Source organism: Rhodoferax sp. GW821-FHT07G04 (assembly GCF_059418585.1).
Genome location: NZ_JBWKQD010000005.1, coordinates 79,257 through 103,531, shown reverse-complemented (window position 1 = coordinate 103,531; position 24,275 = coordinate 79,257). Strand labels below are relative to the sequence as shown.

The following is a 24,275-nucleotide window of genomic DNA, read 5'->3' as shown; positions in this document are numbered from 1 at the left end:
TACAGTGCGCACAGGCGTTTCGCCACGACCTTATCAAAGCATACGAAACATGAGCAAACTGTCCCTACTCGACCTTGGTTTTTTCATCGCAGAGACCGAGGCCAGCCCCAAACACGTAGCCGGATTGCTGATCTTCAAACGCCCACCCAAGTCCACCCCAGCCTTTGCCAAGAACCTGTACAAGGAATACCTGGCCGCCAGCGATGTCAAGCCCCCGTTCAACCGGGTCATCCAGTTCGCAATGGGCTCGTGGCCCTACTGGCAGCCGGTAGACAAGCTGGACATGTCGCAGCACGTGTTCTTCCACACGCTGCCCAAGGGCGCCAACGACCGCACCGCCCTGTACGCCTTTGTGTCGCAGTTGCACACCCCCATGCTGGACCGCAGCCGCCCGCTGTGGGAGGTGCATGTCATCGACGGCCTGCCCGACGGCAAGTTTGCGCTGTACCAGAAGATGCACCATGCCTATGCCGATGGCGTGACCATGGCGCGCTGGACGGCCGAGTGCTATTCCACATCGCCCACCGACATGGACCAGGTCCCGGTGTGGACCCAGAAGCACGGTGGCCATGGTGGTGGCCGGGGTACCAAGGCCAAGCAAGAGCTGCTGCAGCTGACGTGGAAAGAGGTTACCGGCAACACCCGCCGCTTCCTGGGCATTGGGCGCCTGGCCGCCATGCTGCTGCTGGAAAGCGTCAACCTGACCAAGAACGCCATCGCCCTGCCCTTTGTCTCTAGCGCCAAGACGCCGCTGACCGGTCAGGTCACATCCGGCCGCCAGTTTGCAACTGCGGGCGTCTCCATGGAACGCGTCAACGCCATCCGCACCCGTACCCGCTCCACACTGAACCACATTGCTCTGACCTGCCTGGACGGCGCACTGCGCCGCTACCTGCAGGACCAGGGCGTGGAACTGCGCCGCCCCATCACCATCCAGATGCCGGTCAACCTGCGCAAAGAGGGCGAGAAGACGGCGGGCAACAAGATCGGCATCATCCAGGTGGAGCTGTCGCCGCCCACGGACGACCCCTATGTGCGCCTGCGCAACATCGGCTACAGCCTGCGCAATGTGCGCACCATGGTCGACAGCGTGGCGCCTGAGGCCATCGAGTCCTACACCATCATCACCGGCCTGGTGGCGCAGATTGCCGAAACCCTGAAGCTCAGCAACAAGATGCCCCCCATGGGCAACACGCTGGTGTCCAACGTGCCCGGCCCCAAGGAGCACCTGTACATCAAGGGCGCGCGCATGGAAGAGATGCACCCCATCAGCACGCTGCCGCCCAGCAATCTGCTGAATATCACGCTGTTCAGCTATGCCGGTGACCTGTTCTTCGGCCTGATTGCGACGGACGAGCTGCCCAACCTGGAGCGGCTGGGGGTGTATGTGGAAGAGGCCTTTGCCGAGCTGGAAGCCTCGGTGCGGGATGCGCATATTTGAGGCGAGCGTGGCGACTGGGGATGGAGCCTTGGCCGCCCGAGCGATTGAAACGCTATCTATTCAATAGCTACATAGCCATATTTTGCGAGGGCTAGCGCCCGATTCTCCAAAAGCCACCCAGCAGACTCCCCAAAAAACCAAATGGGGGGCTTTTGACAGCCTTTTTGAACCTTAACCGGTAGCCACGCACCACGGCGCCGCGTTATGCGCCAGCGCCATCCACAGCGCCCAGGCCGAACTGGCGGCCAACGCCAGGCCCGCCAGGCGCACGCCCCATTGGCCACTACCCGGCGCGGCCGGTGCGGCCGGTGCGCCGCGCAAACGCAGCCACAACCAGGGGCCTGCAACCAGCGCCACGCTGGTGCCCAGTGCAAACAAGGCCATGACGGCGGCGCCGGCCAGCACGCCGCCCGCCAGCGCGGCCACCATCAGCGCCGAATACAACAGGCCGCAGGGCATCAGCGCCCACAAGCCGCCCAGCACCAGCGGTGCGCCCTGCCCGCGCCCACCGGCGACGCTGCGGGCGCGGGCCCATACGCCGCGCGCCGCCTGCTCCAGCCACACCGGCTGGCGTGCCCGCACCACCAGCACCATGCCCAGCACCAGGGCCGCCACATGGAACAGCGACCACACCGGGCGCAGTGCGGCGGACTGCACCGTCAACCACCCCAGCCCCTGCAGGGATGCCGCGGCCAAACCGCCCAGAGCCGAGTAACCCGCCACCCGCCCGGCCTGAAACAGCAACAGCGCAGACCGCTTACGGGCGCCGGCCACCTGGCCTATGCCGGCGCAGGCCGCACCGCACATGGCCACGCAATGGGGCCCGCCCACCACGCCCATCAACAATGCCGTCAGTGCCAGAGAAGTCTGCATGCGATGGTGCCTGCCTCGTCTCAGATGATCTTGGAAAAGCGGGCCCGTGTGCGGTCGGCCTGCAGATAGCGGTCAAACACCATGGCCACGGCCCGCACAAAGAACCAGCCCTGAGAGGTGACGGTGATGCCCGTGGCACTGATCTCCACCATGCCCTGCTCCACCAAAAGCTGCAAGTCCTGCAGCTCCTTGGCAAAGTAGCTGCCGAAGTCCAGCAGGTGGGCGGCCTCCACGGCTTCAAAGTCCAGCTCGCCCTGGCACATCAGGGCCATGATGACGGCGCGGCGCACCAGGTCGTCGCGCGTCAGGGCAAGGCCCCGCACCACCGGAAAGCGGCCTTGGTCCAGGAAGTCGCAATACTCCTCCATGGTCTTGGCGTTCTGGCTGTAGGTCGCGCCGATGCGGCCGATGGCCGACACGCCCAGGCCAATCAGGTCGCAATCGGGCTGGGTGCTGTAGCCCTGGAAATTGCGGTGCAGCCGCCCCTGGCGCTTGGCCACGGCCAGCGCGTCGTCGGGCAGCGCAAAGTGGTCCATGCCCACATAGACATAGCCCGCTTGCCGAAAGGCATCCAGCGAGCGCGACAACATGGACAGCTTGGCCCCGCCGCTGGGCAGCTCTACCACGGCAATACGCCGTTGTGGCTTGAAGCGCTCCGGCAGATGGGCATAGGCATACAGGGCGATGCGGTCCGGGCGCAGCGCGTTGACCTGGGCCAGCGTGCGGTCAAACGATTCCGGGCTTTGGCGCGGCAGGCCATAGATCAGGTCCACATTGATGGACTCAAAGCCCCGCGCACGCGCGGCCTCCACCAGCGCAAACACCTGGTCCGCCGGTTGCACGCGGTGCACGGCCTGTTGCACGGCGGGGTCAAAGTCCTGCACGCCAAAACTCAGCCGGTTGAAGCCCAGCTTGGCCAGGGTATCCAGCCGCGCCGCATCCACGGTGCGTGGGTCCACCTCGATCGAATATTCGCCGCCCGGCGCCAACGTGAAGTTGCGCCGCAGCATGGCCATCAGCTCACGCAGTTCGGCATCGTTCAGAAAGGTAGGGCTACCGCCGCCCAGGTGCAGCTGGCTGATGACCTGGCCCACGCCCAGGCGCTGGGTGTGCAGGTCCACCTCGCGGCTCAGGTAGCGCAGGTAGGGGCCTGCACGGTCGTGGTGTTTGGTGATGATCTTGTTGCAAGCGCAGTAGTAGCACAGCGATTCGCAAAACGGAATGTGCACATAGACCGACAGTGGCAGGGGCCGCGCCGCCAAGCCATCGCGCCGCTGGTCCAGCGCGCGGGCATAGTCGTCAGCCGTGAAGGCCTCCACAAAACGGTCGGCGGTGGGGAATGACGTGTAGCGCGGGCCGGGCACGTCATACCTTTTGAGCATCTCGGTGGATACGGTCCCAGCGGATGCGGTCTCGGGGGCAAACGTCGTCATACAAGCAAACTCCTGAACGGTTACACAGGACTGTGCGGCAAATTACGCCAGGGCGGCTTGATGTGCATCAAGGCTTGTGAAAGTCGGGGGTAAGAAAGTCGGGGGTAAACTGGGCACCAACTTGTCCCCTTTGCTGCCCCCTTGCCAGCCATGCTAGAAAGCCGCCCCCCTACCCCACCCACCAGCATCGCCGCCCAGTCCATCAAAGTGGCCTGCTCCAATTGCAACCTGCGCGAGCTGTGCATGCCCATGGGGCTGACAGCGTCTGAGCTGGACCGCATCGACGAAGTGGTGGCCAGCCGGCGCAAGGTCAAGCGCGGCGGCTACCTGTTTCGCAATGGCGAGAAATTTGGCAGCCTCTACGCCATCCGCACCGGCTTTTTCAAGACCTGCGTCGCCACCGAGGACGGCCGAGACCAGGTGACGGGGTTCCAGATGGCCGGTGAGGTCATGGGCCTGGACGGAATCGTCCACGACGTGCACACCTGCGACGCGATTGCGCTGGAAGACGCCGAGGTCTGCGTCATGCCCTTTGACCGCATAGAAGAGCTCTCGCGCGAGGTCAATGCGCTGCAGCACCATGTGCACAAGATCATGAGCCGTGAGATCGTGCGCGAAAACGGCGTCATGCTGCTCTTGGGCAGCATGCGGGCCGAAGAGCGGCTCGCCGCCTTTTTGCTGAACCTGATGCAGCGCCTGCATGCGCGGGGTTTTTCGCAATCCGAACTGGTGCTGCGCATGACCCGCGAAGAGATCGGCAGCTATATGGGCCTGAAGCTGGAGACCGTGAGCCGCACTTTTTCCAAGTTTGTCGAAGACGGCCTGATCGAAGTCAAGCAGCGCCACATCCGCGTGCTCAACAGCGAGGCCCTCCGCGCCCTGGTCAACTCCAGGGACTGCTGAGCCAAACGCGCGCAGTCAGCAGCGGCCCTGCTTGGGGCAGCCGTCGGGCCGGCCGTGTGGTGGCAAGGGGCAACGGTTCACCTCAAACGGTGACATGGCCAGCAGCGTGGTCAAACCGCCCGACAGCGTGGTGATGCCCCAGAACACAAAGAAGGCGGCGGTGTAGATGGCCTGGCGCGACCATTCCACTGGCGCGCCGAACCAATGCACATCTTGCGGGTCCACCATCGCGAAGACCAGCACCTCCAGCACGCCAGCCATCAAAAAGGCCGGCCACACAATCCACATCAGGCGTTGGCGCAGCATGTCGGCCTACCGCGCTGTCTGCACGCCGGTGGCTGCGTGATTACGGGCCTGGGTGGCGGGCGCCAGGCTGGCGGCGCTAGGGCCTCGCAGCCTCTTATTGATCTCCACGCCCTTGCGGTAGTAGTCTTCCTCCACCACCGGGTCTTGGCCCGCGACCGCGATGTAAAAGGTCACAAACGAAGCCACCACCACCAGGGCCGGTCCGGAAATGACCATCCACACGTGGGGGTACCGCCACCAGGCGCGCAGGCGTTCATCGTCAGGTGTCGCTGTCAGATCAATGTGTTGCATAAAGCCTCCTCTACGGCGTAGTTGTGGGCGGGTAAACATCAACGGGGAACGATGAAAACGGACTTCTCGACCACCCGGCCCACCGATGCCGGAGCGGTCACCACAAAACGGATGGCATGCGAACCTGGGCTGGCTGCATCGGGCGGGGCCTGCACCCGCACGGCAACCCAGCGGGCCTGGGTGGACGCCACGTTCACCTGCGCATCCGACACCACGGCCAGCCCCGGCAGGCCTTCCACCGCGATGGCAAATGGCTGCGCGGCCTCGGTCGCGTTCATGATCTGCAGGCGGTAGACGTTCTCGATACGGCCACCCTCCACCATGCGGGCCAACACGCCGCGGTCGCGCACCACATCCACTTTGAACGGCGTGCGCAATGCCAGGCTGACCACCATGGCCACCACCACGGCGCCCAGGATGGCGGTGTACACCATGACCCGCGGGCGCAGCACGCGGCGCACAATCTGACCCTTGGTCCAGTGCTGCTGGATGGCATTTTGCGTGGAGTATTTGATCAGCCCACGGGGATAGCCCATCTTGTCCATGACACCATCGCACACATCGGCGCAGGCGCCGCAACCAATGCATTCGTACTGCAGGCCTTCGCGGATGTCGATGCCCGTGGGGCAGACCTGCACGCACAGGCTGCAGTTCACGCAAGCGCCCAGGTCCAGCGTCAGCAGGTCTGCCTTGCGCGAGCGCGCGCCACGGGGCTCGCCGCGCTCCTGGTCGTAGGTGACAACCAGGGTGTCAGCATCGAACATGGCGCTTTGGAAGCGCGCATAGGGGCACATGTGCAGGCAGACCTGCTCGCGCATGAAGCCGGCATTGCCATAGGTGGCAAAGCCGTAGAACAGCGCCCAGAAGACCTCCCACGAGCCCATGTTGAGTTGCACGAATTCGGCCGCCAGTTCGTGTATGGGCGTGAAGTAGCCCACAAAGGTCAGGCCAGTCCAGCCTGCCAAGGCCAGCCACAGCAAGTGCTTGACGGATTTGCGCAGCAGCCAGTCTGCATTGCGCGGGCCTGCGTCGCGGCGCATGCGGGCCGTGCGATCACCTTCAGTCTTCTTCTCCAGCCACAGAAAGATTTCGGTATAGACGGTCTGGGGGCAGGCATAGCCGCACCACAGACGCCCCGCCACCGCCGTGAACAAGAATAGCGACAGCGCCGAGATGACCAGAATGCCCGTGAGATAAATGAAGTCCTGCGGGTACAGCACCAGGCCGAAGATGTAGAAGCGCCGCGCGCCCAGGTCGAACAACACGGCCTGGCGTTGGCCCCACTCCAGCCACGGCAATCCGTAGAACACCAACTGGGTCAGGCCCACCATGACCCAGCGCCAGTTGGTGAACACGCCGGAGACGCTGCGCGGGTACAGCTTCTGGTGCGCCGCGTACAGCCACACCGTTTCCGCATCGGCGTCCGCGGGCGGGGCGATGGGACTGGTGTCGGAGGACGCGACGATGGGTATGACCCGGCGCGGCGGTGTATCAGTGTCAGCCAAGCTTGTCTCTCTGGGGGTTTACGCCTATTGGGTCTTGTCCTTGCCACTGCTGTTGGAGAGGCCCCAAACATAGGACGCCAAGACCTGGATCTGGGCGGGACTGAGACGCTCGGCCTGGGCCGGCATCTGGTTTTGCTTGCCGTTGTTGACCATGGCCACGATGGCGTTTTCACCGAAGCCGTGCAGCCAGATGTTGTCGGTCAGATTGGGGGATCCCAGGGCCTGGTTGCCTTTGCCGTCCATGCCGTGGCAGGCGGCGCAGACGCCGAACTTTTCCTTGCCCAAGGCCGCACGCACCGAGTCATGCGGGCTCTTGGAGAGGCTCAGCACATAGTTGGCCAGGTTCTTCACATCTTCGGCATTCCCCACAGCAGCGGCCATGGGCGGCATGGTGCCCACGCGCCCTTGCGTGATGGTTTCCTTGATCTTCTCTGGCGTGCCACCGTGCAGCCAATCGCCATCGGTCAGATTGGGGATGCCCTTGGCACCGCGGGCGTCCGAGCCATGGCACTGCGAGCAGTTGTTCATGAACAGGCGTTCGCCAATAGCCTGGGCCTGCGGATCCTGCGCAATGGCTTCCGGTGTCATCGTGGCGAACTTGGCATACAGCGGCGCGATTTCGCGCTCACCCGCTTCCACCTCGGCTTTGAGTTCACCGTTCTGCGTCCACCCCAGCGTGCCGGCATAGCTGCCCAGGCCGGGGTACAGCACCAGGTAGCCCAGCGCAAACACAATGGTGATGACAAACAGCCAAGCCCACCAGCGGGGCAGCGGGTTGTTCATCTCGCGCAGGTCGCCGTCCCACACGTGGCCCGTGGTGTTGTCGTCCGCCGTCATCGCACGGGCCTTGCCGCTGAACCACAGCAACAGCAGGCAGGCCAGGATGCTGACCACCGTAACGCCGGCAATGTAGACGGACCAGAAGTCGCTTGTAAAGTCGCTCATTTTTTTATTCCTTGTGCCTGTGCTCAGTCCTGCTCGAACGGCAGCTTGGCGGCCTGAGAGAAGTCATCGGTGCGCCGCTTGGACCAGGCCCACCACACGATGCCGACAAAGGTCGCGAAGCTGACCACCGTGGCGAGAGACCGCAGGGCATTGATATCGAAGTCCATAGTCAATCACTCCTGGTGTCTATTTCAGCGCGAGACCCAGCACCTGCAGGTAGGCGATGGTGGCGTCCAGCTCGGTTTTGCCCTTGATGTCTTGCGTGGCCGTGGCGATCTGCGCATCGGTGTAGGGCACGCCTACCGTGCGCAGGGCCTTCATGTGGGCGGGCATGCTGTCGGCGTCCACGGGGGTCTTCTCCAGCCAGGGATAGGCCGGCATGTTGGACTCGGGCACCACATCACGCGGGTTGATCAGGTGGGTGCGGTGCCAGTCATCGCTGTACTTGCCGCCCACGCGTGCCAGGTCAGGCCCGGTGCGCTTGCTGCCCCATTGGAAGGGGTGGTCATAGACCGACTCCCCCGCCACCGAGTAATGGCCATAGCGCAGTGTCTCGGCGCGGAAGGGACGGATCATCTGCGAGTGGCAGTTGTAGCAGCCCTCGCGCACATAGATGTCGCGGCCGGCCAGTTGCAAGGCCGTGTAGGGCTGTATGCCGGCAATGGGCTCGGTCGTGGACTTCTGGAAGAACAGCGGAACGATCTCCACCATGCCACCCACCAGCAGCACCAGCAGGATCAGTGCGATCATCAAGAAGTTGTTGGTCTCGATCTTCTCGTGCGAGAAGGGGGAGTTTGTGTTGTCGTAAGCCATGGCAACGTGTCTTTCTCAGGCGTGCGCTAAAACAGTGGGGACCTTGACGCTGTTGGCGCTGCCCACGGTCGCTGTCTTCCAGGTGTTCCACAGCATGACCACCATGCCCGACAGGTACAGCACACCGCCCAGCAGGCGCAGCACATAGAAGGGGTAGGTAGCCTTGACCGATTCGACAAAGGTATAGGTCAGCGTGCCATCGGCATTGACCGCGCGCCACATCAGACCCTGCATGACGCCGGCGATCCACATGGCGGCGATGTAGACCACGATGCCCACCGTGGCGACCCAGAAGTGCAGTTCGATGGCGCGCACACTGAACATCTGCTTGCGGCCGAACAGGCGCGGTATCAGGTAGTACATGGAACCCATGGTCACCAAGCCCACCCAACCCAGGGCGCCGGAGTGCACATGGCCTACGGTCCAGTCGGTGTAGTGGGACAGCGCGTTGACCGTCTTGATGGACATCATCGGGCCTTCAAAGGTGCTCATGCCATAGAAGGACAGCGACACGATCAGGAAACGCAGGATGGGGTCGTCACGCAGCTTGTGCCATGCGCCGCTCAAGGTCATGATGCCGTTGATCATGCCGCCCCAGCTGGGCGCCAGCAGGATCAGCGAGAACACCATGCCCACCGACTGCGTCCACTCCGGCAAAGCGGTGTAGTGCAGGTGGTGGGGGCCGGCCCACATATAGGTGAAGATCAGCGCCCAGAAGTGGACGATGGACAGGCGGTAGCTGTAGACGGGCCGCTCCACCTGCTTGGGGATGAAGTAGTACATCATGCCCAGGAAGCCCGCGGTGAGGAAGAAGCCCACGGCATTGTGGCCGTACCACCATTGCACCATCGCGTCCTGCACGCCGGCGTAGGCCGAGTAGCTCTTCATCCAGCCTGCGGGGATGGCCGCGCTGTTGACCAGATGCAGGATCGCCACGGCCAGGATGAAGGCGCCAAAGAACCAGTTGGCTACGTAGATGTGCTTGACCCGGCGGGTGCCAATGGTGCCGAAGAACACAATAGCAAACGACACCCAGACCAGCGTGATCAGGATGTCGATGGGCCACTCCAATTCAGCGTATTCCTTGCCCTGGGTATAGCCCAGCGGTAGTGAGATCGCCGCCGCCACGATGACGAGCTGCCAGCCCCAGAAGGTAAAGGCAGCCAGCTTGTCGCCAAAGAGCCGCACCTGGCAGGTACGCTGCGCCACGTAGTAGGCCGACGCAAACAAACCGCAGCCGCCAAACGCAAAGATCACCGCATTGGTGTGCAGCGGCCGCAGGCGGCCGTAGCTGAGCCAGGGTATGCCAAAGTTGAGTTCGGGCCAGGTCAGCTGCGCGGCGATGATGACGCCGACCAGCATGCCCACCACACCCCAGACCACGGTCATGATGGCGAACTGGCGTACAACCGTGTCGTTGTAAACCGTCGCTTGTTGATTGGAAAATGCCATAAATACCTCTTTTGATACTGGGACTGAGTCTCGGCGTCTATGGGGTTTGATGTATTGATGCAGGTCAAATGCTGTGCGTTTGCTGGCCGCCTTTTTGTGGTGTGATCAGGTGGGGTATCGGTTTTGCTCCGTGTCCCCCGGCCTTCGGCCTCCTCCTTTACCTGCGCAAAGCCGATACCCCACCTGATCCTGCGAGGCGCTTCATCGCACTTGCGGGAATACCCAATGCATCACAACGTAGCTGTGGGGCTGGGCCGGGCTGTTTTGCGCAGGTAAAGGAGGAGCCCGCGCAGCGGGCGGGGGACACGGAGCAAAACAGCCCGGCCCAGTCCCACTGCGTGCCCAGAAAAAAACCGAAGAAACTAGTCCCGCAGAATCCGCTCGCCCTCTGCCTCGATGTCTTCAAACTGGCCGCGGTCAATCGCCCACCACAGCCCCCCCAGAATGAAGAAGACCAGTGCCACAGACAAGGGAATCAACAAGTACAGGATGTCCATCACGTGGCCTCGGGTGTGTTCGTAATAGAGATGCGAGAAGCGGGTTGTGACGCGGGCGCCAGCCGCAGCGCATTGAACACCACCAGCAGCGAACTGCCCGCCATGCCCAGCCCTGCCAGCCAGGCCGGCAACAGGCCCAGCACCGCCAACGGTACGCAGGCCGCGTTGTAGAGCAGCGCCCACCACAGGTTTTGCCGCACAACGGCCATGGTGCGCCGCGCCAACCGCACGCTGTGCACCACATCCGCCAAGCGCTCACCCAGTACGACAAAGTCCGCCTTGGCCTGCGCCAGCGGAGCAGCCGCTTGGCCGAAGGCAAACGAGACATCCGCCCCAGCCAACACCGGTCCGTCGTTCAGACCATCCCCCACCATGGCCACGCGATGGCCTTGCGCATGCAACTGCTGCAAAGCGCTCAGTTTGTCCTGCGGTGTGCAGGCGCCCTGGGCCCGCGCGATGCCTACCTGTTCGGCTACGCGGGCCACCGATGCGGCACCGTCGCCCGAGAGCATGTGCACGGCAATGCCCATATCCTGCAGCGCATGCACCACGCCTGCCGCATCGGCACGTACATCCTCTTGCAGCACAAAGCTGGCAAGCCAGCCTGCGCCATCGGCCAAATGGACCTGCAAGCCAGATACACAGCGCGCCGGCACACCACAGAACCCGGCCGAACCCAGGCGCAGGGCCACTGGCTGAGCCTCGCTCTGAGGAGCAAGGGCCCAGCCTGCGACACCCTCGCCTGCGCTCTCGGTCACTGCTTCGCACATCCAGGCAAGCGACGGAGCAGATGCGGTTTGGAATGCCGTGACCAGCGCGCGCGATACCGGGTGCAGCGAATGCCGGGCCAACGCGGCGGCCATGGCCAAAGCCTGGTCCACCGAAACGCCAGAGCGGGTTTCCACCGCGGCCAAGGCCATGGCATCGCGGGTCAAGGTGCCGGTCTTATCGAACACCACTGTGTCGATGCGCGCCAGGGCCTCCAAGGCCTGCAGCCGGCGCACCAGCACGCCGCGGCGCGCCAGGTTGCCAGCAGCGGCCAGCATGGCGGCCGGTGTGGCCAGGGACAGGGCACAGGGGCAGGTCACCACCAGTACCGCCACAGCCACCATCAGCGCGTGGCTGGGGTCACGCCCCCACCACCAGGCACACGCCCCGGCAGCAGCCAGCAAGACTGCCAGCAAAAAGGGCTTTGCCAGGCGATCCGCCAGCACCACACCCTGCGGCTTGGTGGCCGCGGCGCTTTCCATCAAGGCCACAATGTGCGCAAAGCGGGTGGCGGTACCCACGCGCTGCACGTGCATCTGCACTGTGGACGTCAGGTTGTGACTGCCCGACCAGACTGCATCGCCTACGCGGCGCGGCAGCGGGCGGGATTCACCGGTCAGCAGCGCCTCGTCCACGCGCGTGTATCCATCGGTCAACAGGCCATCGGCACAAAAGGTCTCGCCCGGATGCACGCGCAGCACATCGCCCACGCACACGCGCCGAGCGGCCACCCGTGCAAACTGGCCGTCCGCACCCTTGCGCTCCACGCTATCGGGCAGGCGGTTCATCAGCGCTTCCAGCGCGCCGGCCGTGCGGTCGCGCAAACGCAGCTCCAGCCAGCGCCCGGTCAGCAGAAAGAACACGAACATGCTCAGCGAGTCGAAATACACCTCACGGCCAAACAGGCCTTGCGGCGCAAACGTGCCCGCCGTGCTGACCGCAAAGGTGATGCCTATGCCCAGGGCAACGGGCAGGTCCATGCTGATGCGGACGTGGGCCAGATCGCGCAGCGCGCTGCGAAAGAACGGACCGCATGAGAACAGCATTACCGGCAAGGCCAGCACCCAGGAGGCCCAGCGCAGCAACTGCTCCATCTCGGCACTCAGGTCACCCGGCAGCGCAACATAGGCCGGGTAGGCATACATCATGATCTGCATCATGCACAGGCCCGCCACCAGCCAGCGCCAAAGGGCCTGGCGCGTCTCGCGCTTGCGGCGCTCACCGGCGAATACGTCATTGGCCGGCACGGCACGGTAGCCACTGGCCTGCACGGCCTGCATCCACTGCGAGGGCAGCACCTGCTGGGCCGACCACACCACCTTGGCCCTGCGGCTGGCTGCACCCACCTCGGCCCGCAGCACACCGGGAACCTGCCGCAAGGCTTGCTCCACGGTCAGCGAACAGGCTGCGCAGTGCATGCCCTCGATCACCACATTGGATTCCCAGCAGGCTGGGCCATCAAGGGTGCTGGGGCGGCTGAAGGCGCTCCATTCTTGCGGGTCGTCCAACAGAACCAACGCGTCCGATGCGTGGCCTGTCGCCTGCGACGGCAGTGGCGGCGCGACCATGCCCACAGACCCGTTGGAAGCGGGGCATGAAGCAGGCACGGCAGGGGGCAGCGCGGCGGTTGAACGCATGGCGCCAGTGTGGGCTGGATCGCCCTCGCCCTGGTTGACCTAGATCAAGCTTTGTGAAGTGCGCTAGCTGGTCGCCCGGACCCGTTGCCATCCAGCCAATAGGCCTGCGTACGCCTGAATACGAAATCGCCACGGCATAAGGCGCTCAAGTAACAGGTATTCTCGCGGGTCATTTCCGCTTCAGCCATGCGGGTCAAAACCACAATACCTATTCCTTTTTTTCCCCTCTGAGAAGCCCTAAATGGCATTGTTACAACTTGTATCTTTTTGTTTAACCACACTGGTCAGCGTATCACTTGTGGCCTGCGGCGGCGGCAGCGGTGCCGGTGGTGGCGACGGTGCCACGTTGCCAATGGCCAAGTCAGAGATTGCGCCTGCGCTCTTGCTGTCGGACGAAGCCCCAAGCGCCCCTCGAGTGGGCATAGGCATTACCGGCCTGAGCTACTACGACCGCAGCTTTGCGATGGCAGACATGGGCATGCAGTCGCAAATGCGCGGGTTGGACTGGTCCTACAACGTGACCACCGATTCCAACGGAAATCCCGGCCAGGACTTCCAGTTGATTTACTCGTCAACCACCCTTGCCGCGGGTACCTACAAGCTCACGTTCAACGGGCGCGCCACGGTCAGCGCGGGTGGGTCCGGAACGGTTCAAAACGCCCAATACGACCCTATCAACAACCTCACGACTGCAGACGTGGTGCACTCCACCAATGCCAGTGGAAACCTCTGGCTGGTGTTCAAAAATACCTTTCGCGGCAAATCATCCGTCACTAGCGATGGGGTCAGTGGCATTCACCTGATGCGGCCGGGTTACGCCTTGAACGGCACCGCGGTTTTCACCCAGGAATTCATTGCCGCCATGCAGCGGTTCAAGACCATCCGCGGCATGGACTTTACGAGCACGAACACCAACGCCCAGCAACGTTGGGACGAACGCACCAAGCCATCCCGGTTTGGCTACACAGACTCCAATGGCCAAAGCTGGGAACTGTTGATCGCCCTGGCCAACGCCGCAGGGCGCGATGTCTGGCTGAACGTGCCAGCCCGTGCGGACGACGATTACATCCGCAAGCTGGCGCAACTGGTGAAATACGGCAGCGATGGCACCCTTCCCTACACCAGCGCCCAAGCAAATCCTGCGTATGCACCGCTGAAAAGCGGTCTCAAGGTGTATGTGGAGTATGGCAACGAAGTCTGGAACTCCGGGGCAGGTTTCCAGTGCTTTGGCTGGGCGTTGCAATTGGCCAAGACCTACATGGCTGACACCACCCACCCTATTGCTTTCGATGGAGCCCAAACGGACCCCTACAACGCGTTGCGCCGCTGGATTGCCTATCGCTCGTCCTTTATCAGCTTGGCATTCAGGGATGTGTTTGGAGACAGCGCCATGATGGCGACAGTTCGCCCGATTCTCGCCAGCCAAGTGGGCAACAGCAACAGCTACCTGTCAACCGGCTTGGCGTGGGCGCAGGCCTTCTACGGCAAGGTGCGTGCCACCGCGCCACTGAATACGGTGGCACGCGTTCCTAGCGACATCTGGTATGGCGGTGGGGGGGCTGCGTATTACGACTCCAGCATCACGCCACGAGACGCGACCACGGCGACGCTGAACAGCTACTTTGCCAATCTGCCGACACCGGACTTTGCCACGAGCTCTACGATTGATTCGATGTGGACCCATGCCTATGGCCTCAAATACGTGGCCTACGAAGGCGGACCGGGGCCGGGCGGAACCGTATCGGGTTCGTCTGCCGGAGCGGCCATCTCCCCCATGTTCAACAATGATCCACGCATGAAGGCCAGCATGCTGCTGGCGCAGGATATCTGGGATCGCGCTGGCGGCGACGAGTTGGTGTATTACATCTACAGCGGGCCCGCTCCCTGGAGTTTTACGAATGATCTGGTACCGCAAGTGGTGTCAGACAACAGCTCGGTCAAGATGCAGGCCATAGCGGCCATCAACGCCAAGACCCGACCAGCGCCTACGCTGGGCAGCCCCGTACCCGGAACGGTGCACCTGAAAGACCCCAGCGCCCAGACCATCGGCGCAGATGCGGCCGCATGGGCGCTGAACAACACCACCTACTTGCTGCGACCCGCATCGGCCAATGCCTACGTGCTGGCGCCAATTCGCACGGCCGCAGCAGGCACCTACCAGATCTCGCTGCACTTGGGCAGCAAGGTCAACAGTGGTGCGGTAACGCTGCATGCCAACGGCATCAACATGGGAGATATTGCCCTGTTCCAAGACCCTGCCAACCCCAGCGCCTCGGGCTCCAAGCTATCCGTTGCCTTGCCCGCTGGCTTGTCGGTGCTACGGCTGGACCTGCCCAAAGGCAGCCAGGATATTTTTGTTGAGGACGTGATCGTGCAGTGAGCGTCAGGGTCATGGGCAGTGCTTTGGGCGACGGGCTATACACTCCGCTGCAATGGCGAGGTATTCATAACACTAGCAACCCATGCGTGCAAAACCCGATCCCCAACTGCTGCAACGCATCCATGCGTTCCTGCTTTCCGACCCGGCCGCCGAGGTGTCGTTTGCCTCGAAGCTGGCAGATGAAAATGGCTGGACGCTGGGCTACGCACTACAGGTGGAGCAGGAGTACCGCCGGTTTCTGTACCTCACCAAAGTGGCTGGGCATGGGGTTTGCCCATCCAAGGATGTCGATACCGCCTGGCATCTGCACCTGACCCAAACCCAGTCCTACCAGCACTTCTGTTCCGAGGTTTTGGGCGATTTTCTGCACCACACAGAATCCAAAGGCGGAGACGCTGAGCTGCTCAAACACAAGCAGATGTACAAGGACACGCTGGCGAGCTACCAGCACTTCTTCTCTGGAAACCCACCTACGCGCATCTGGCCCTCTGCAAAACGGAGATTTGCCCTGGCACACAAAGAGAAAGCAGAGGCATCCTGTAAATGGCCTTTTGCGCTGGAGTACGGTGCCCTGTGGACGATCCCGATCGCGCTGGTTTCCATTGCAACCGGTTCCCTATGGGCCCTGTTGCTGCACTGGCCCATCTTTCCCGCGATGACCGGCCCGTCATTCCTTCAGCTCTACCTTGTGGTACTGCTGGGAAGCGTTGCAGCATTTGAATTGCACCGATGGATTCAAAAGCAGGCTATCGGTGCAGCGGATGTGGTGGACACCTACGAGGCCGCATGGCTATGCGGCGGCAGGCGGCGGGTGTTCAGCACGGCATTGGCGAGTCTGGTCAAACGCGGCATGTTGTTCACGTCGATCAAACGTTCAGGCCCGGGTGCTCTAAACACTTTCTATAAGCGGGTTGGGCAATCGGTAGATATCCATGCGCTAGCGCCGGTTGAACAAATTTGCGTCAGCGCCATGCCCGAGAAAGAATTCAGCCTGAAAACCATGGCGACACTGGTGCGTGGCAACAATGACCTGCAACGCCAAGCCAGCAATGCGGCCAGCGCGATCCAGCACCGCCTGGAAAACGCAGGCTTGATTCACCAAAGCGGTGAAATTGCCGCACCCTTCGGCATACTCATGCTGATGCTGTGCCTACTGCTCAGCGCTGCAGTGGCCCGGTTTGTTCACGGCGTACAAGCGTTTTTGCCGGTTGCCTACCTTGCACTGTTGATCACCATGAACGTCGTGCTTGTCGGTTTCTACCTGCGGACACCGGTTGCCCTCACGGCACGGGGGCGAAAAGCCATTGAGGCCCTGAAGACTACCAATGCATCCCTCAAGCGCAACACGGCGGAGTCATTGCCGCTCTTTGCACTGGGCTTTGCCATCTTCGGTGTCAGCTCGGTCTACGCTGATCCTGGCTTTGATGCCTTCAAAAGAGTTCTGGGAGAGAACAACCGTAGTAGTGGCGCGGGTGGATGCAGTGGCGGCGGTGGATGCGGTGGTGGTGGGTGTGGAGGCTAAGTCAAACTTGGTACTGCGCCCGCAGCACATTCTTCTGCACTTTTCCCATCGCATTGCGCGGCAGTTCCGCCACTACATAGCAGCGTTTGGGTATCTTGAAATTGGCCAGCTGACTCTTGAGCGTGGCCAGTATCTGGGCGGGTTCCAACTGCGCACCTGGCTTGGCAATGACGACGGCCACACCGACCTCGCCGAAGTCCGCGTCCGGCACACCCACGACCGCGCTTTCGGCAACACCGTCCAGACTGTTGATATAGCCTTCGATCTCGGCCGGGTAGACGTTGTAGCCGCCGCTGATGATGAGGTCCTTGCTGCGGCCCACGATGGTCACGTAGCCATCCGCGTCGACCTTGCCCACGTCTCCCGTCTTGAAGAAGCCGTCGGCAGTGAACTCTTCCTTCGTCTTCTCGGGCATTTGCCAGTAGCCGGCAAACACATTGGGGCCCTTGACCTGGATGCCACCAATCTCGCTTGTGGGTAGGTCCTTGCCTGCATCGTCCTGCACCCGCAGTTGCACGCCCGGTAGCGGGAAGCCCACCGTGCCGCCACGGCGCTCGCTTGCGCCAGCGTAGCGCGCATCGGCCGCGTAGGGGTTGGAGGTCAGCATCGCGGTCTCGCTCATGCCGTAGCGCTCGAGGATGGTGTGGCCGGTGCGGGCCTGCCATTCGGTGAAGGTTTCGATCAGCAATGGAGCCGACCCGGCGATGAACAATCGCATATTGCGCACCGCTTGGCGGTCCAACCCCGGTTCGGCCAGTAGGCGCACATACAGCGTGGGCACGCCCATGAAGACGGTCGCTTCGGGCAGTTTTTGCAGCACGCACTTGGGGTCGAACCTGGCCATCCAGATCATCTTGCTGCCATTGAGCAGCGCGCCATGCACGGCGACAAACAGTCCATGCACGTGGAAGATGGGCAACACATGCATCAGCACATCGCCAGGCTGCCAACCCCAATAGTCCTTCAGCACCAGGGCGTTGGAGAGCAGGTTGCCGTGGCTCAGCATGGCGCCCTTGCTGCGGCCGGTGGTGCCGCTGGTGTACAAAATGGCGGCCATAGCGTCAGCGGTGCACTCTGCAACCCTGTGTTGGTCGCTGCAATGCGCGGCACGGTCCAGCAGGGAGCCCGTGCGGTCTTCGCCCAGCGTGAACACGCTTTGCGTGCCTGCCTTGAACGCGATCTTGCTGACCCAGCCATGGTTCTTGGGGCTGCACACTACGACGGCGGGCGCGGCATTGCCAATGAAATATTCGATCTCGGCGCTTTGGTAAGCGGTGTTCAATGGCAGGAACACGTAACCGGCGCGCAGCGTGGCCAGGTAGAGCATCAAGGCCTCGACCGATTTCTCCACCTGCACGGCAATGCGCGAACCGGCGGGCAGCTTCAGCGACTGCAGCAGATTGGCCAGCATGGCCGTGCCGCGGTCCAGGTCGCGCCAGGAGTAGTTCAGGCCGTTGTCGGTCTCAATGGCAACGGTGTCCAGGTCGGCAGGAAAGGCTGCGCGCAGCGCAGCAAAGAGGTTGTGGTTCTTCATGGGTCAATGGTATGCAATAGGTCTTGAGGAGCGCGCAGCGTTCAGGGCATAAACCGGGGTGTGCGCTTCTCGGTGAAGGCCGTGACGCCCTCGCGGTGCTCCGCCGAATCGGCGTAGGCATAGGCATTCGCTATCAAATGGGGAGCGCTATGTCCAATATCGACGAGGGCTAGCACCCGAAACGTCTGTTTGTTCAGGCGCGCGGCCTGGGGTGCAAGCCCTCGCATGCGCTGTATGTGCGCGTCGACCGCATCGCCCAGCGCATCCGCGGCCACCACCTGGTTCAGAAAGCCGCGCTGCTGCATCTGCGCGGCGGACAGCACGGCAGCGGATAGCAGCATCTCGCGCGCCGTCATCTCACCGACGGCGCGGGCGACCAGGGCCGCCTCGCGCGGCGCCATCGGGAAACCCAGCTTGGCAATGGGTGCGCCAAAGCGGGCCGTGTCGCTGGCAATGCGAATGTCGCAGCAACTGGCAATCTCCACGCCGGCGCCCATGCAGTTGCCCTCGATGCGGGCGACGATGGGCACGTCGCAATCCAACATGGCCTGCAGACCGCCCCAGACGTCGTTCTCGTGGAAGTCGCGCAAGCCCTCTTCTTCAAAGCGGAAGCTGGCGTATTCCGAAATATCGCCACCGGCGCAGAAATGGTCAGCCCCGTGGATGACCACGGCGCGCAGGCTGGCATCCTGCTGGATCTGGGTGAACACGGCCCGCAACTCGCGCCACATGGCGCGCGACATGGCATTGAGCTTGCCGGGGTGGCTGATCGTCACGCGGGCAATGCCGTCCGCGCTGGCCAAGCTGATGGAGCCACTCATGGTTTGACCGCCGCAACGCCCATTACCGCGTTGGGCAAGGCGGTGGCAATACCGGGGAACACGCAGATCAGCACCACGGCCAGCAGCATCAGCACCACAAAGGGCAGCACGCCCCAGATGATGTCTTTGAGCGCGATATCGGGCGCGATGTTCTTGATGACGAAGATATTGAGCCCCACCGGCGGGTGGATCAGCCCCGTCTCCATGACGATGGTCATCAGCACGCCGAACCAGATCAGATCGAAGCCCGCGGCCTTCAGTGGCGGCAGGATGATGGGCGCCGTCATCAGGATGATGCTGACCGGTGGCAAGAAGAAGCCCAGCAGGATCACCATGACCAGGATGGCCGCCAGCAATACCCACTTGGACAACTGCATGGCCACGATCCACTCCGCGGTGGACTGGCTGATGTGCAAAAAGCTCATCACATACGAGAACAGCAGCGACATGCCGATGATCATCATCAGCATCGTCGACTCCTTCAGCGTGGCCGTGAGAATGGGTGCCACGTCACGCGGCCGCCAAACACCGTAGATGACCGCGATCAAGGCCAGCGCCAGCAGCGCGCCCAAGCCCGCCGTCTCGCTGGGCGTGGCAAAGCCGCCGTACAGCGCCACCATGACACCCACCAGCAACAGCACAAAGGGCACGACGCGCGGCAGCATCTCAAACTTCTGCCGTGTGCTGAAGGTCTCATGCTCCAGCAGGGCCGATGCCGCGCCGGTACGCTGGAATTCGGCATGGGCCAGCTTGTACTCCTTGCGGTAGCGCAGCACGGCATAACCCGAGAACAGTGCGACCAGCAACACGCCCGGGAAGATGCCCGCCAGGAACAGCCTTCCTAGCGACTGCTCGGCCGCCACCGCGTACAAGATCATCGTGACCGAGGGTGGCAGCAAGATACCCAGCGTGCCGCCCGCTGCGATGATGCCGGCCGCAAAGCCCGGCGAGTAGCCGCGCTTTCGCATCTCGGGTATGCCGGCGCTGCCGATGGCCGAGCAAGTGGCAGGGCTGGAGCCTGCCATGGCGGCGAACAGCGCACAGGCAAACACATTGGCAATGCCCAGGCCGCCAGGTATGCGACCCATCCACACATGCATGGCGGCGTACAGGTCTTGCCCTGCCCGCGACCGGCCTATGGCCGCCCCTTTGAGGATGAACAGCGGGATCGACAGCAGCGTGATGCTGGCCATCTCTTCGTAGACGTTTTGCGTAACGGTGTTGAGCGCCGACGCCGGCATGAACAAATACATGAACAGCACCGCCACGCTGCCCAGCGCAAACGATATCGGCGCGCCGGAAAACATGAACAGCAGCGTGACAGCGCCGAACAACAAGCCCATGGTCAACATGCTCATCGAGAAACTCCCGATTTGGGCTTGCGCAGGCCATTGAGCCGCGCGGCGAACTGCACCAGCAGTTGCAGGCTCAGCAAACTCATACCTAGGGCCATCAGGCCATAGGGTATCGACAGCGGGGGCGCCCACGATGACGACGTGGTCTGCTGCTCTACCCAGGCCTCGTGGAAGAGCGTCCACGATTTCCACGAGAAGAAAGTGCAAAACGCGCAGCAGAGCAAATCGACAGCCACCAATCGCCAGCGGTTCACCGCATCCGGCAGCAGCGTGGCCACGGCTTCAATGCCGACATGACCTCGCAGCGCCTGCACATGGGCTGCGCATAAAAACGTGGCGCCCACCAGGCAGAACACCGCAGCCTCGTCTTGCCAGTCAGTAGAAGCCTGCATCACATAGCGCGACACCACGCTATAGGTCAGCACCAGCGACGCAACCAGCAAGGCCAGCATGCCCAGGAAGACCATGGCCTTGTTAACCCACACCAGCAGCTGCGCCAGCGGCCGCAGAAAGCCCGGCGTATCCGGATCTATGGCGGCGGCGGTGGGGCCGCCACCCAGAGCAGCATCGCTCACAGCAATTTCTGCGCAGCCTTGAGCAGCGCGGCGCAGGATTCGTTCTTGTCGTTGAAGTCTTTCCACGCGGTCTCGCGGGCGATGACCTGCCACTTCTTCAGCGTGGCCTCGTCCATGTCGTAGACCTTGGCGCCGGCCTTGGCGTAGATTTCGGCGGCTGCCTTGTCATCGGCCTTGGCGGCATCACGCGCAAAGACTTCCAGCTCGCCACCGACGGCCATCACAACGTCCTGCTGCGCCTTGGGCAGCTTGGCGAACACCTCCCTGGACATCATCAGCGGCTCGAACATGAACCAGTAGGTCTTGTCACGGCCGGACGTCAAGTGCTTGGCGATCTCTTCGAGCTTGAAGGAGATGAAGCTGGTGCTGGACGTCATCGCCGCGTCCATGGCGCCGGTCTGCATGGCGGCATAAATTTCATTGGACGGCAGCGTGATGACCGAGGCACCGGCCTGCTTCAACATCATGTCCATCTCGCGGCTGCCGCCGCGCACCTTCAGGCCCTTGGCATCGTCAGGCGTCAGCAGCGGGCGCGTGCGGCTGGCCACGCCACCAGCCTGCCAGATCCAGCTGACAATGACGATGCCCTTGTCATCCATGACCTTGGTCAACAGCTTGCCAACGTCAGCCGTCTTCCAGGCCGCGCCCTGCTCGTAGCTGGGCACCAGGGCCGGCATCAGGCCAATATTGGTCTCGGCCACTTCACCGCCGGCATAGGACAGGGGCACCAGGCTCATGTCCAGCGCGCCCTTGCGCATGGAGGAGAACTGGGCATTGGTCTTCATCAAGGACGAGCCGGGGTAGACCGCGGCCTTGAGCGCGCCAGCCGTGCGCTTTTCCACCTCGACCGCGAACTTGCGGCACAAGCGATCACGAAAATCACCCTCGGTCAGCGTGCCACCGGGAAACTGGTGGGAGATTTTGAGCCCCCCGCCGGCCTGTGCCCACACACCATCGGCCATGCCGGCCAGAGCACCGGCGCCCAGCGCCTGTGCAAAACCACGTCGTGTCAAAGCCATGTCTGTCTCCTGTTGATTTGCTTATAAAAATAGCTGCTGCACCGAACCCGAAACCGGTATCTTGCCCTGCGCCAATTGGACCCGGTGCTTGTCCAGGCGCTTGAGGTCGTAGAGGTAGTTCACCATCAAGCCGTAGGACTGCTTGATGCCCTTGGCGGAAGGGTCGCCCGCCCAGTTGAGCCGCTCCACGCGCGCGCCGTTGCCCAGGTGGAAGCGGGCCACGGGGTCCACGGGCTTGCCGTCCACCTGGGCCTGGCCGAGGTAGTGGGCGGCGCAGCGCATAAGCATCTGGCGCACGAGTGACTTGTCGGGCAACTGCAGGCTGGACTCCGCAGCCGCCAGCAAGTGCGTGGCGGCTGGCGGCTCGGCACCCAAGGCGCGGCCCAGCGCAGCCCGCTCCTTGTCGTCCAGCGCGGCCAGCATGGCGGTGGCGTTCTTGCTAAGCCAAGACCGGAAGCCGGGAATCGGCGACAGCGTGGCAAAGGTCTTGAGCTTGGGGAACTCGTCTTTCAGCGACTCCACGACCCGCTTGATCAGCGAATCACCAAAACTCACACCGCGCAGGCCGGTCTGCGTGTTGCTGATGGAGTAGAAGATGGCGGTCGTGGCCTTGCTCACATCCGCATCGGCGGCCAGTTCGTCCAGCAGCGGGGTGATGTTGCTGGCCATGGCATCCACCAAGGCCACTTCGACAAAGATCAGCGGCACGCCGGGCAGCCGGGGGTGGAAGAAGCCATAGCAGCGGCGGTCGCTGTCCAAGCGGTTCTTCATGTCGGCCCAGCTCTTGATGTCGTGCACGGCCTCGTACTGGATCAGCTTCTCGATCAGCGAGGCGGGTGAATCCCAACTGATGCGGCGCAGGTCCAGGAAACCCACGTCAAACCAGGTGGAGAACATGTACTCCATCTCAACATCCAGCGCCATCAGCCGCTTGTCTTGCTTCAGTGCGCTCTGCATTTCAGCCCGCATGTCCACCAGGAACTGGATGCCACCGGGGTGAACGCTGAAGCGCTGCAGCAGGCGCCGGCGCGGCGACACGGTGGCGCGGCGGTAGTTGACCTCGGCCACGGCCTCATCGGGCGTGCCCACGGCCGCTGCGAACTGGGCCTGCGCTGCCTTGACCTTGACCGGGTCGGCCACGAACTGCTCGCTCATCAGCAGCCACAGGTCGCGCCGGCGCGGTGCGGTGGCGCCCGCATACCAGGCGGCCACGGCAGCGGCGCGGCGGCCGCCTTCGACCTCGCTGACGCGGGGGTCGATCATGGCCTGCAGCTCTTGCAGGCTGCGGCGCAGCATGCGGGGCGACAGGGCTTCACCCTTGTGGCGCAGCGTGGCCTTCAGCCGCTCGTGTGTGGAGCGTGAGCGCACAGCGCCCTCGCTTGCGGGTTTGCTCGCAACCGCTACCGATTTAGTAGCAGCCTGTGCAGATTCCGTGAGGGCTGTAGCATGGTTTGACTCAGTGCCTCCGGTTGGAAGCAGCTTGGAGACACTGCGGCTCAGCCACTCGGGGGTGTTCATGCCAGCAACCTGCTTTTCTGCTCGCGCGCCAGTATGCGCAGGGCCTCACGCTGGCGCGTCAGGTGGGTGCGCATGGCAGCATCGGCGCCTTCGCTGTCGCGCGAGCGCAGGGCGGCGTAGATCGCCAGGTGTTCTTCCAGGCTTTGCTCCAACCGACCCGGTGCATGCAATTGCTGCAGGCGGGCCAGCTTGAGGATCTTGCGCAGATCGGCAATGGCCTGGGCCAGCCAGCGGTTGTTGGCCAGCGTGATGATGGCCTCGTGGATGGTGAAATTGGTCGCGTAGTAGTCGTTGATGCGCTTGGCCTGGGCGTGCTCGGCCAGGCGGGCATGCAGGGTATCCAGCGCGGCGATGTCGGCGTCGCTGGCATTGCGCGCGGCCTCGAAAGCGCAACGCCCTTCCAACAGGGCGATCACCGGGAATATCTCGTCCAGGTCCTGCTCGGTGACCTGGTTGACGAAACTGCCGCGGCGCGGCTCGTGCCGCACCAGGCCTTCGGCGGCCAGCACTTTGAGCGCCTCGCGCAGCGGCGTACGGGAGATTTTGAGGCTTTCACACAGAGCAGCCTCGTCGATAAAGCTGCCCGGCTCCAGCGTGCCGGCAAATATCTGGTCCCGCAGCATGACCGCTACTTCTTGGTGCAGGGAGTTGTGAACCAGGCGCATGGCGGTGGCAATCGGTGTCTTG

22 protein-coding genes are annotated in these 24,275 nt (G+C 62.9%); 4 read left to right on the top strand and 18 right to left on the bottom strand.

Translation table 11 applies throughout. The features are described from left to right. Positions 1 to 49: 49 nt before the first annotated feature. The gene (locus AC07OO_RS21605) at positions 50 to 1,441 is read left to right on the top strand and encodes a wax ester/triacylglycerol synthase family O-acyltransferase (protein ID WP_495084213.1); all 1,392 of its coding nucleotides are present in this window, start codon (positions 50 to 52) and stop codon (positions 1,439 to 1,441) included. Between the two features lie 171 nt (positions 1,442 to 1,612). Here the strand turns inward: AC07OO_RS21605 and AC07OO_RS21600 are convergent, their stop codons facing one another. Both AC07OO_RS21600 and hemN read right to left on the bottom strand, forming a co-directional pair. Next, positions 1,613 to 2,314, bottom strand: coding sequence for a sulfite exporter TauE/SafE family protein (locus AC07OO_RS21600; RefSeq protein ID WP_495084212.1), 702 nt, complete (start codon positions 2,312 to 2,314; stop codon positions 1,613 to 1,615). Positions 2,315 to 2,334: 20 nt separating this feature from the next. Further along, positions 2,335 to 3,747, bottom strand: coding sequence for an oxygen-independent coproporphyrinogen III oxidase (gene hemN / locus AC07OO_RS21595; RefSeq protein ID WP_495084211.1), 1,413 nt, complete (start codon positions 3,745 to 3,747; stop codon positions 2,335 to 2,337). Positions 3,748 to 3,897: 150 nt separating this feature from the next. On the opposite strand from hemN, the gene fnr reads away from it, so the two are divergent. Then, positions 3,898 to 4,650, top strand: coding sequence for a fumarate/nitrate reduction transcriptional regulator Fnr (fnr, locus tag AC07OO_RS21590; protein WP_495084210.1), 753 nt, complete (start codon positions 3,898 to 3,900; stop codon positions 4,648 to 4,650). A gap of 15 nt (positions 4,651 to 4,665) precedes the next feature. Here the strand turns inward: fnr and AC07OO_RS21585 are convergent, their stop codons facing one another. The 9 genes from AC07OO_RS21585 to AC07OO_RS21545 form a co-directional block, all read right to left on the bottom strand. Further along, positions 4,666 to 4,956, bottom strand: a complete 291-nt coding sequence (locus AC07OO_RS21585; RefSeq protein WP_495084209.1) for a hypothetical protein — start codon at positions 4,954 to 4,956, stop codon at positions 4,666 to 4,668. Positions 4,957 to 4,962: 6 nt separating this feature from the next. Then, a complete protein-coding gene (locus AC07OO_RS21580) occupies positions 4,963 to 5,247 on the bottom strand; it encodes a FixH family protein (protein WP_495084208.1) in 285 nt (94 codons plus the stop codon). A 38-nt stretch (positions 5,248 to 5,285) separates the two neighbouring features. Further along, positions 5,286 to 6,752, bottom strand: coding sequence for a cytochrome c oxidase accessory protein CcoG (gene ccoG, locus AC07OO_RS21575; protein WP_495084207.1), 1,467 nt, complete (start codon positions 6,750 to 6,752; stop codon positions 5,286 to 5,288). 24 nt (positions 6,753 to 6,776) lie between these two features. After that, a complete protein-coding gene (gene ccoP, locus AC07OO_RS21570) occupies positions 6,777 to 7,697 on the bottom strand; it encodes a cytochrome-c oxidase, cbb3-type subunit III (protein WP_495084206.1) in 921 nt (306 codons plus the stop codon). 23 nt (positions 7,698 to 7,720) lie between these two features. After that, on the bottom strand, positions 7,721 to 7,864 hold the full coding sequence (locus tag AC07OO_RS21565) for a cbb3-type cytochrome oxidase subunit 3 (RefSeq protein WP_495084205.1): 144 nt from the start codon (positions 7,862 to 7,864) through the stop codon (positions 7,721 to 7,723). Between the two features lie 19 nt (positions 7,865 to 7,883). Next, positions 7,884 to 8,510 (bottom strand): cytochrome-c oxidase, cbb3-type subunit II, encoded by a 627-nt coding sequence (ccoO, locus tag AC07OO_RS21560; RefSeq protein ID WP_495084204.1) that lies wholly within the window; start codon positions 8,508 to 8,510, stop codon positions 7,884 to 7,886. 15 nt (positions 8,511 to 8,525) lie between these two features. Next, positions 8,526 to 9,962, bottom strand: coding sequence for a cytochrome-c oxidase, cbb3-type subunit I (ccoN, locus tag AC07OO_RS21555; protein ID WP_495084203.1), 1,437 nt, complete (start codon positions 9,960 to 9,962; stop codon positions 8,526 to 8,528). A gap of 362 nt (positions 9,963 to 10,324) precedes the next feature. Next, a complete protein-coding gene (gene ccoS, locus AC07OO_RS21550) occupies positions 10,325 to 10,459 on the bottom strand; it encodes a cbb3-type cytochrome oxidase assembly protein CcoS (protein ID WP_495084202.1) in 135 nt (44 codons plus the stop codon). Then, positions 10,459 to 12,795, bottom strand: a complete 2,337-nt coding sequence (locus tag AC07OO_RS21545; protein WP_495084452.1) for a heavy metal translocating P-type ATPase — start codon at positions 12,793 to 12,795, stop codon at positions 10,459 to 10,461. Before AC07OO_RS21545 ends, ccoS begins: the two co-directional genes overlap by 1 nt. A 310-nt stretch (positions 12,796 to 13,105) precedes the next feature. Here AC07OO_RS21545 and AC07OO_RS21540 point away from each other — a divergent pair, with 310 nt between their 5' ends. Both AC07OO_RS21540 and AC07OO_RS21535 read left to right on the top strand, forming a co-directional pair. Next, a complete protein-coding gene (locus AC07OO_RS21540) occupies positions 13,106 to 15,244 on the top strand; it encodes a hypothetical protein (RefSeq protein ID WP_495084201.1) in 2,139 nt (712 codons plus the stop codon). 82 nt (positions 15,245 to 15,326) lie between these two features. Beyond that, positions 15,327 to 16,766: a TIGR04222 domain-containing membrane protein gene (locus tag AC07OO_RS21535; protein ID WP_495084200.1), complete on the top strand. Its 1,440-nt coding sequence runs from the start codon at positions 15,327 to 15,329 to the stop codon at positions 16,764 to 16,766. A 1-nt stretch (position 16,767) separates the two neighbouring features. Here AC07OO_RS21535 and AC07OO_RS21530 read toward each other — a convergent pair whose 3' ends face one another. Genes AC07OO_RS21530 through AC07OO_RS21500 form a run of 7 tightly spaced genes read right to left on the bottom strand, consistent with a single transcriptional unit; the run spans position 16,768 to position 24,253 of the window. Further along, positions 16,768 to 18,300 (bottom strand): malonate--CoA ligase, encoded by a 1,533-nt coding sequence (locus tag AC07OO_RS21530; RefSeq protein ID WP_495084199.1) that lies wholly within the window; start codon positions 18,298 to 18,300, stop codon positions 16,768 to 16,770. 41 nt (positions 18,301 to 18,341) lie between these two features. Then, on the bottom strand, positions 18,342 to 19,121 hold the full coding sequence (locus AC07OO_RS21525; protein ID WP_495084198.1) for an enoyl-CoA hydratase/isomerase family protein: 780 nt from the start codon (positions 19,119 to 19,121) through the stop codon (positions 18,342 to 18,344). After that, positions 19,118 to 20,479, bottom strand: a complete 1,362-nt coding sequence (locus tag AC07OO_RS21520; protein WP_495084197.1) for a TRAP transporter large permease — start codon at positions 20,477 to 20,479, stop codon at positions 19,118 to 19,120. Before AC07OO_RS21520 ends, AC07OO_RS21525 begins: the two co-directional genes overlap by 4 nt. Beyond that, positions 20,476 to 21,051, bottom strand: coding sequence for a TRAP transporter small permease (locus tag AC07OO_RS21515; RefSeq protein ID WP_495084196.1), 576 nt, complete (start codon positions 21,049 to 21,051; stop codon positions 20,476 to 20,478). The genes AC07OO_RS21520 and AC07OO_RS21515 overlap by 4 nt, the downstream gene beginning before the upstream one ends. Next, complete coding sequence (gene dctP / locus AC07OO_RS21510) at positions 21,048 to 22,070, bottom strand: TRAP transporter substrate-binding protein DctP (protein WP_495084195.1); 1,023 nt, start codon at positions 22,068 to 22,070, stop codon at positions 21,048 to 21,050. Before dctP ends, AC07OO_RS21515 begins: the two co-directional genes overlap by 4 nt. 21 nt (positions 22,071 to 22,091) lie before the next feature. Next, on the bottom strand, positions 22,092 to 23,588 hold the full coding sequence (locus tag AC07OO_RS21505) for a malonyl-CoA decarboxylase domain-containing protein (RefSeq protein WP_495084194.1): 1,497 nt from the start codon (positions 23,586 to 23,588) through the stop codon (positions 22,092 to 22,094). After that, entirely contained in the window at positions 23,585 to 24,253 is a 669-nt protein-coding gene (locus tag AC07OO_RS21500; protein WP_495084193.1) for a GntR family transcriptional regulator, read from the bottom strand. The genes AC07OO_RS21505 and AC07OO_RS21500 overlap by 4 nt, the downstream gene beginning before the upstream one ends. Positions 24,254 to 24,275 lie beyond the last annotated feature (22 nt).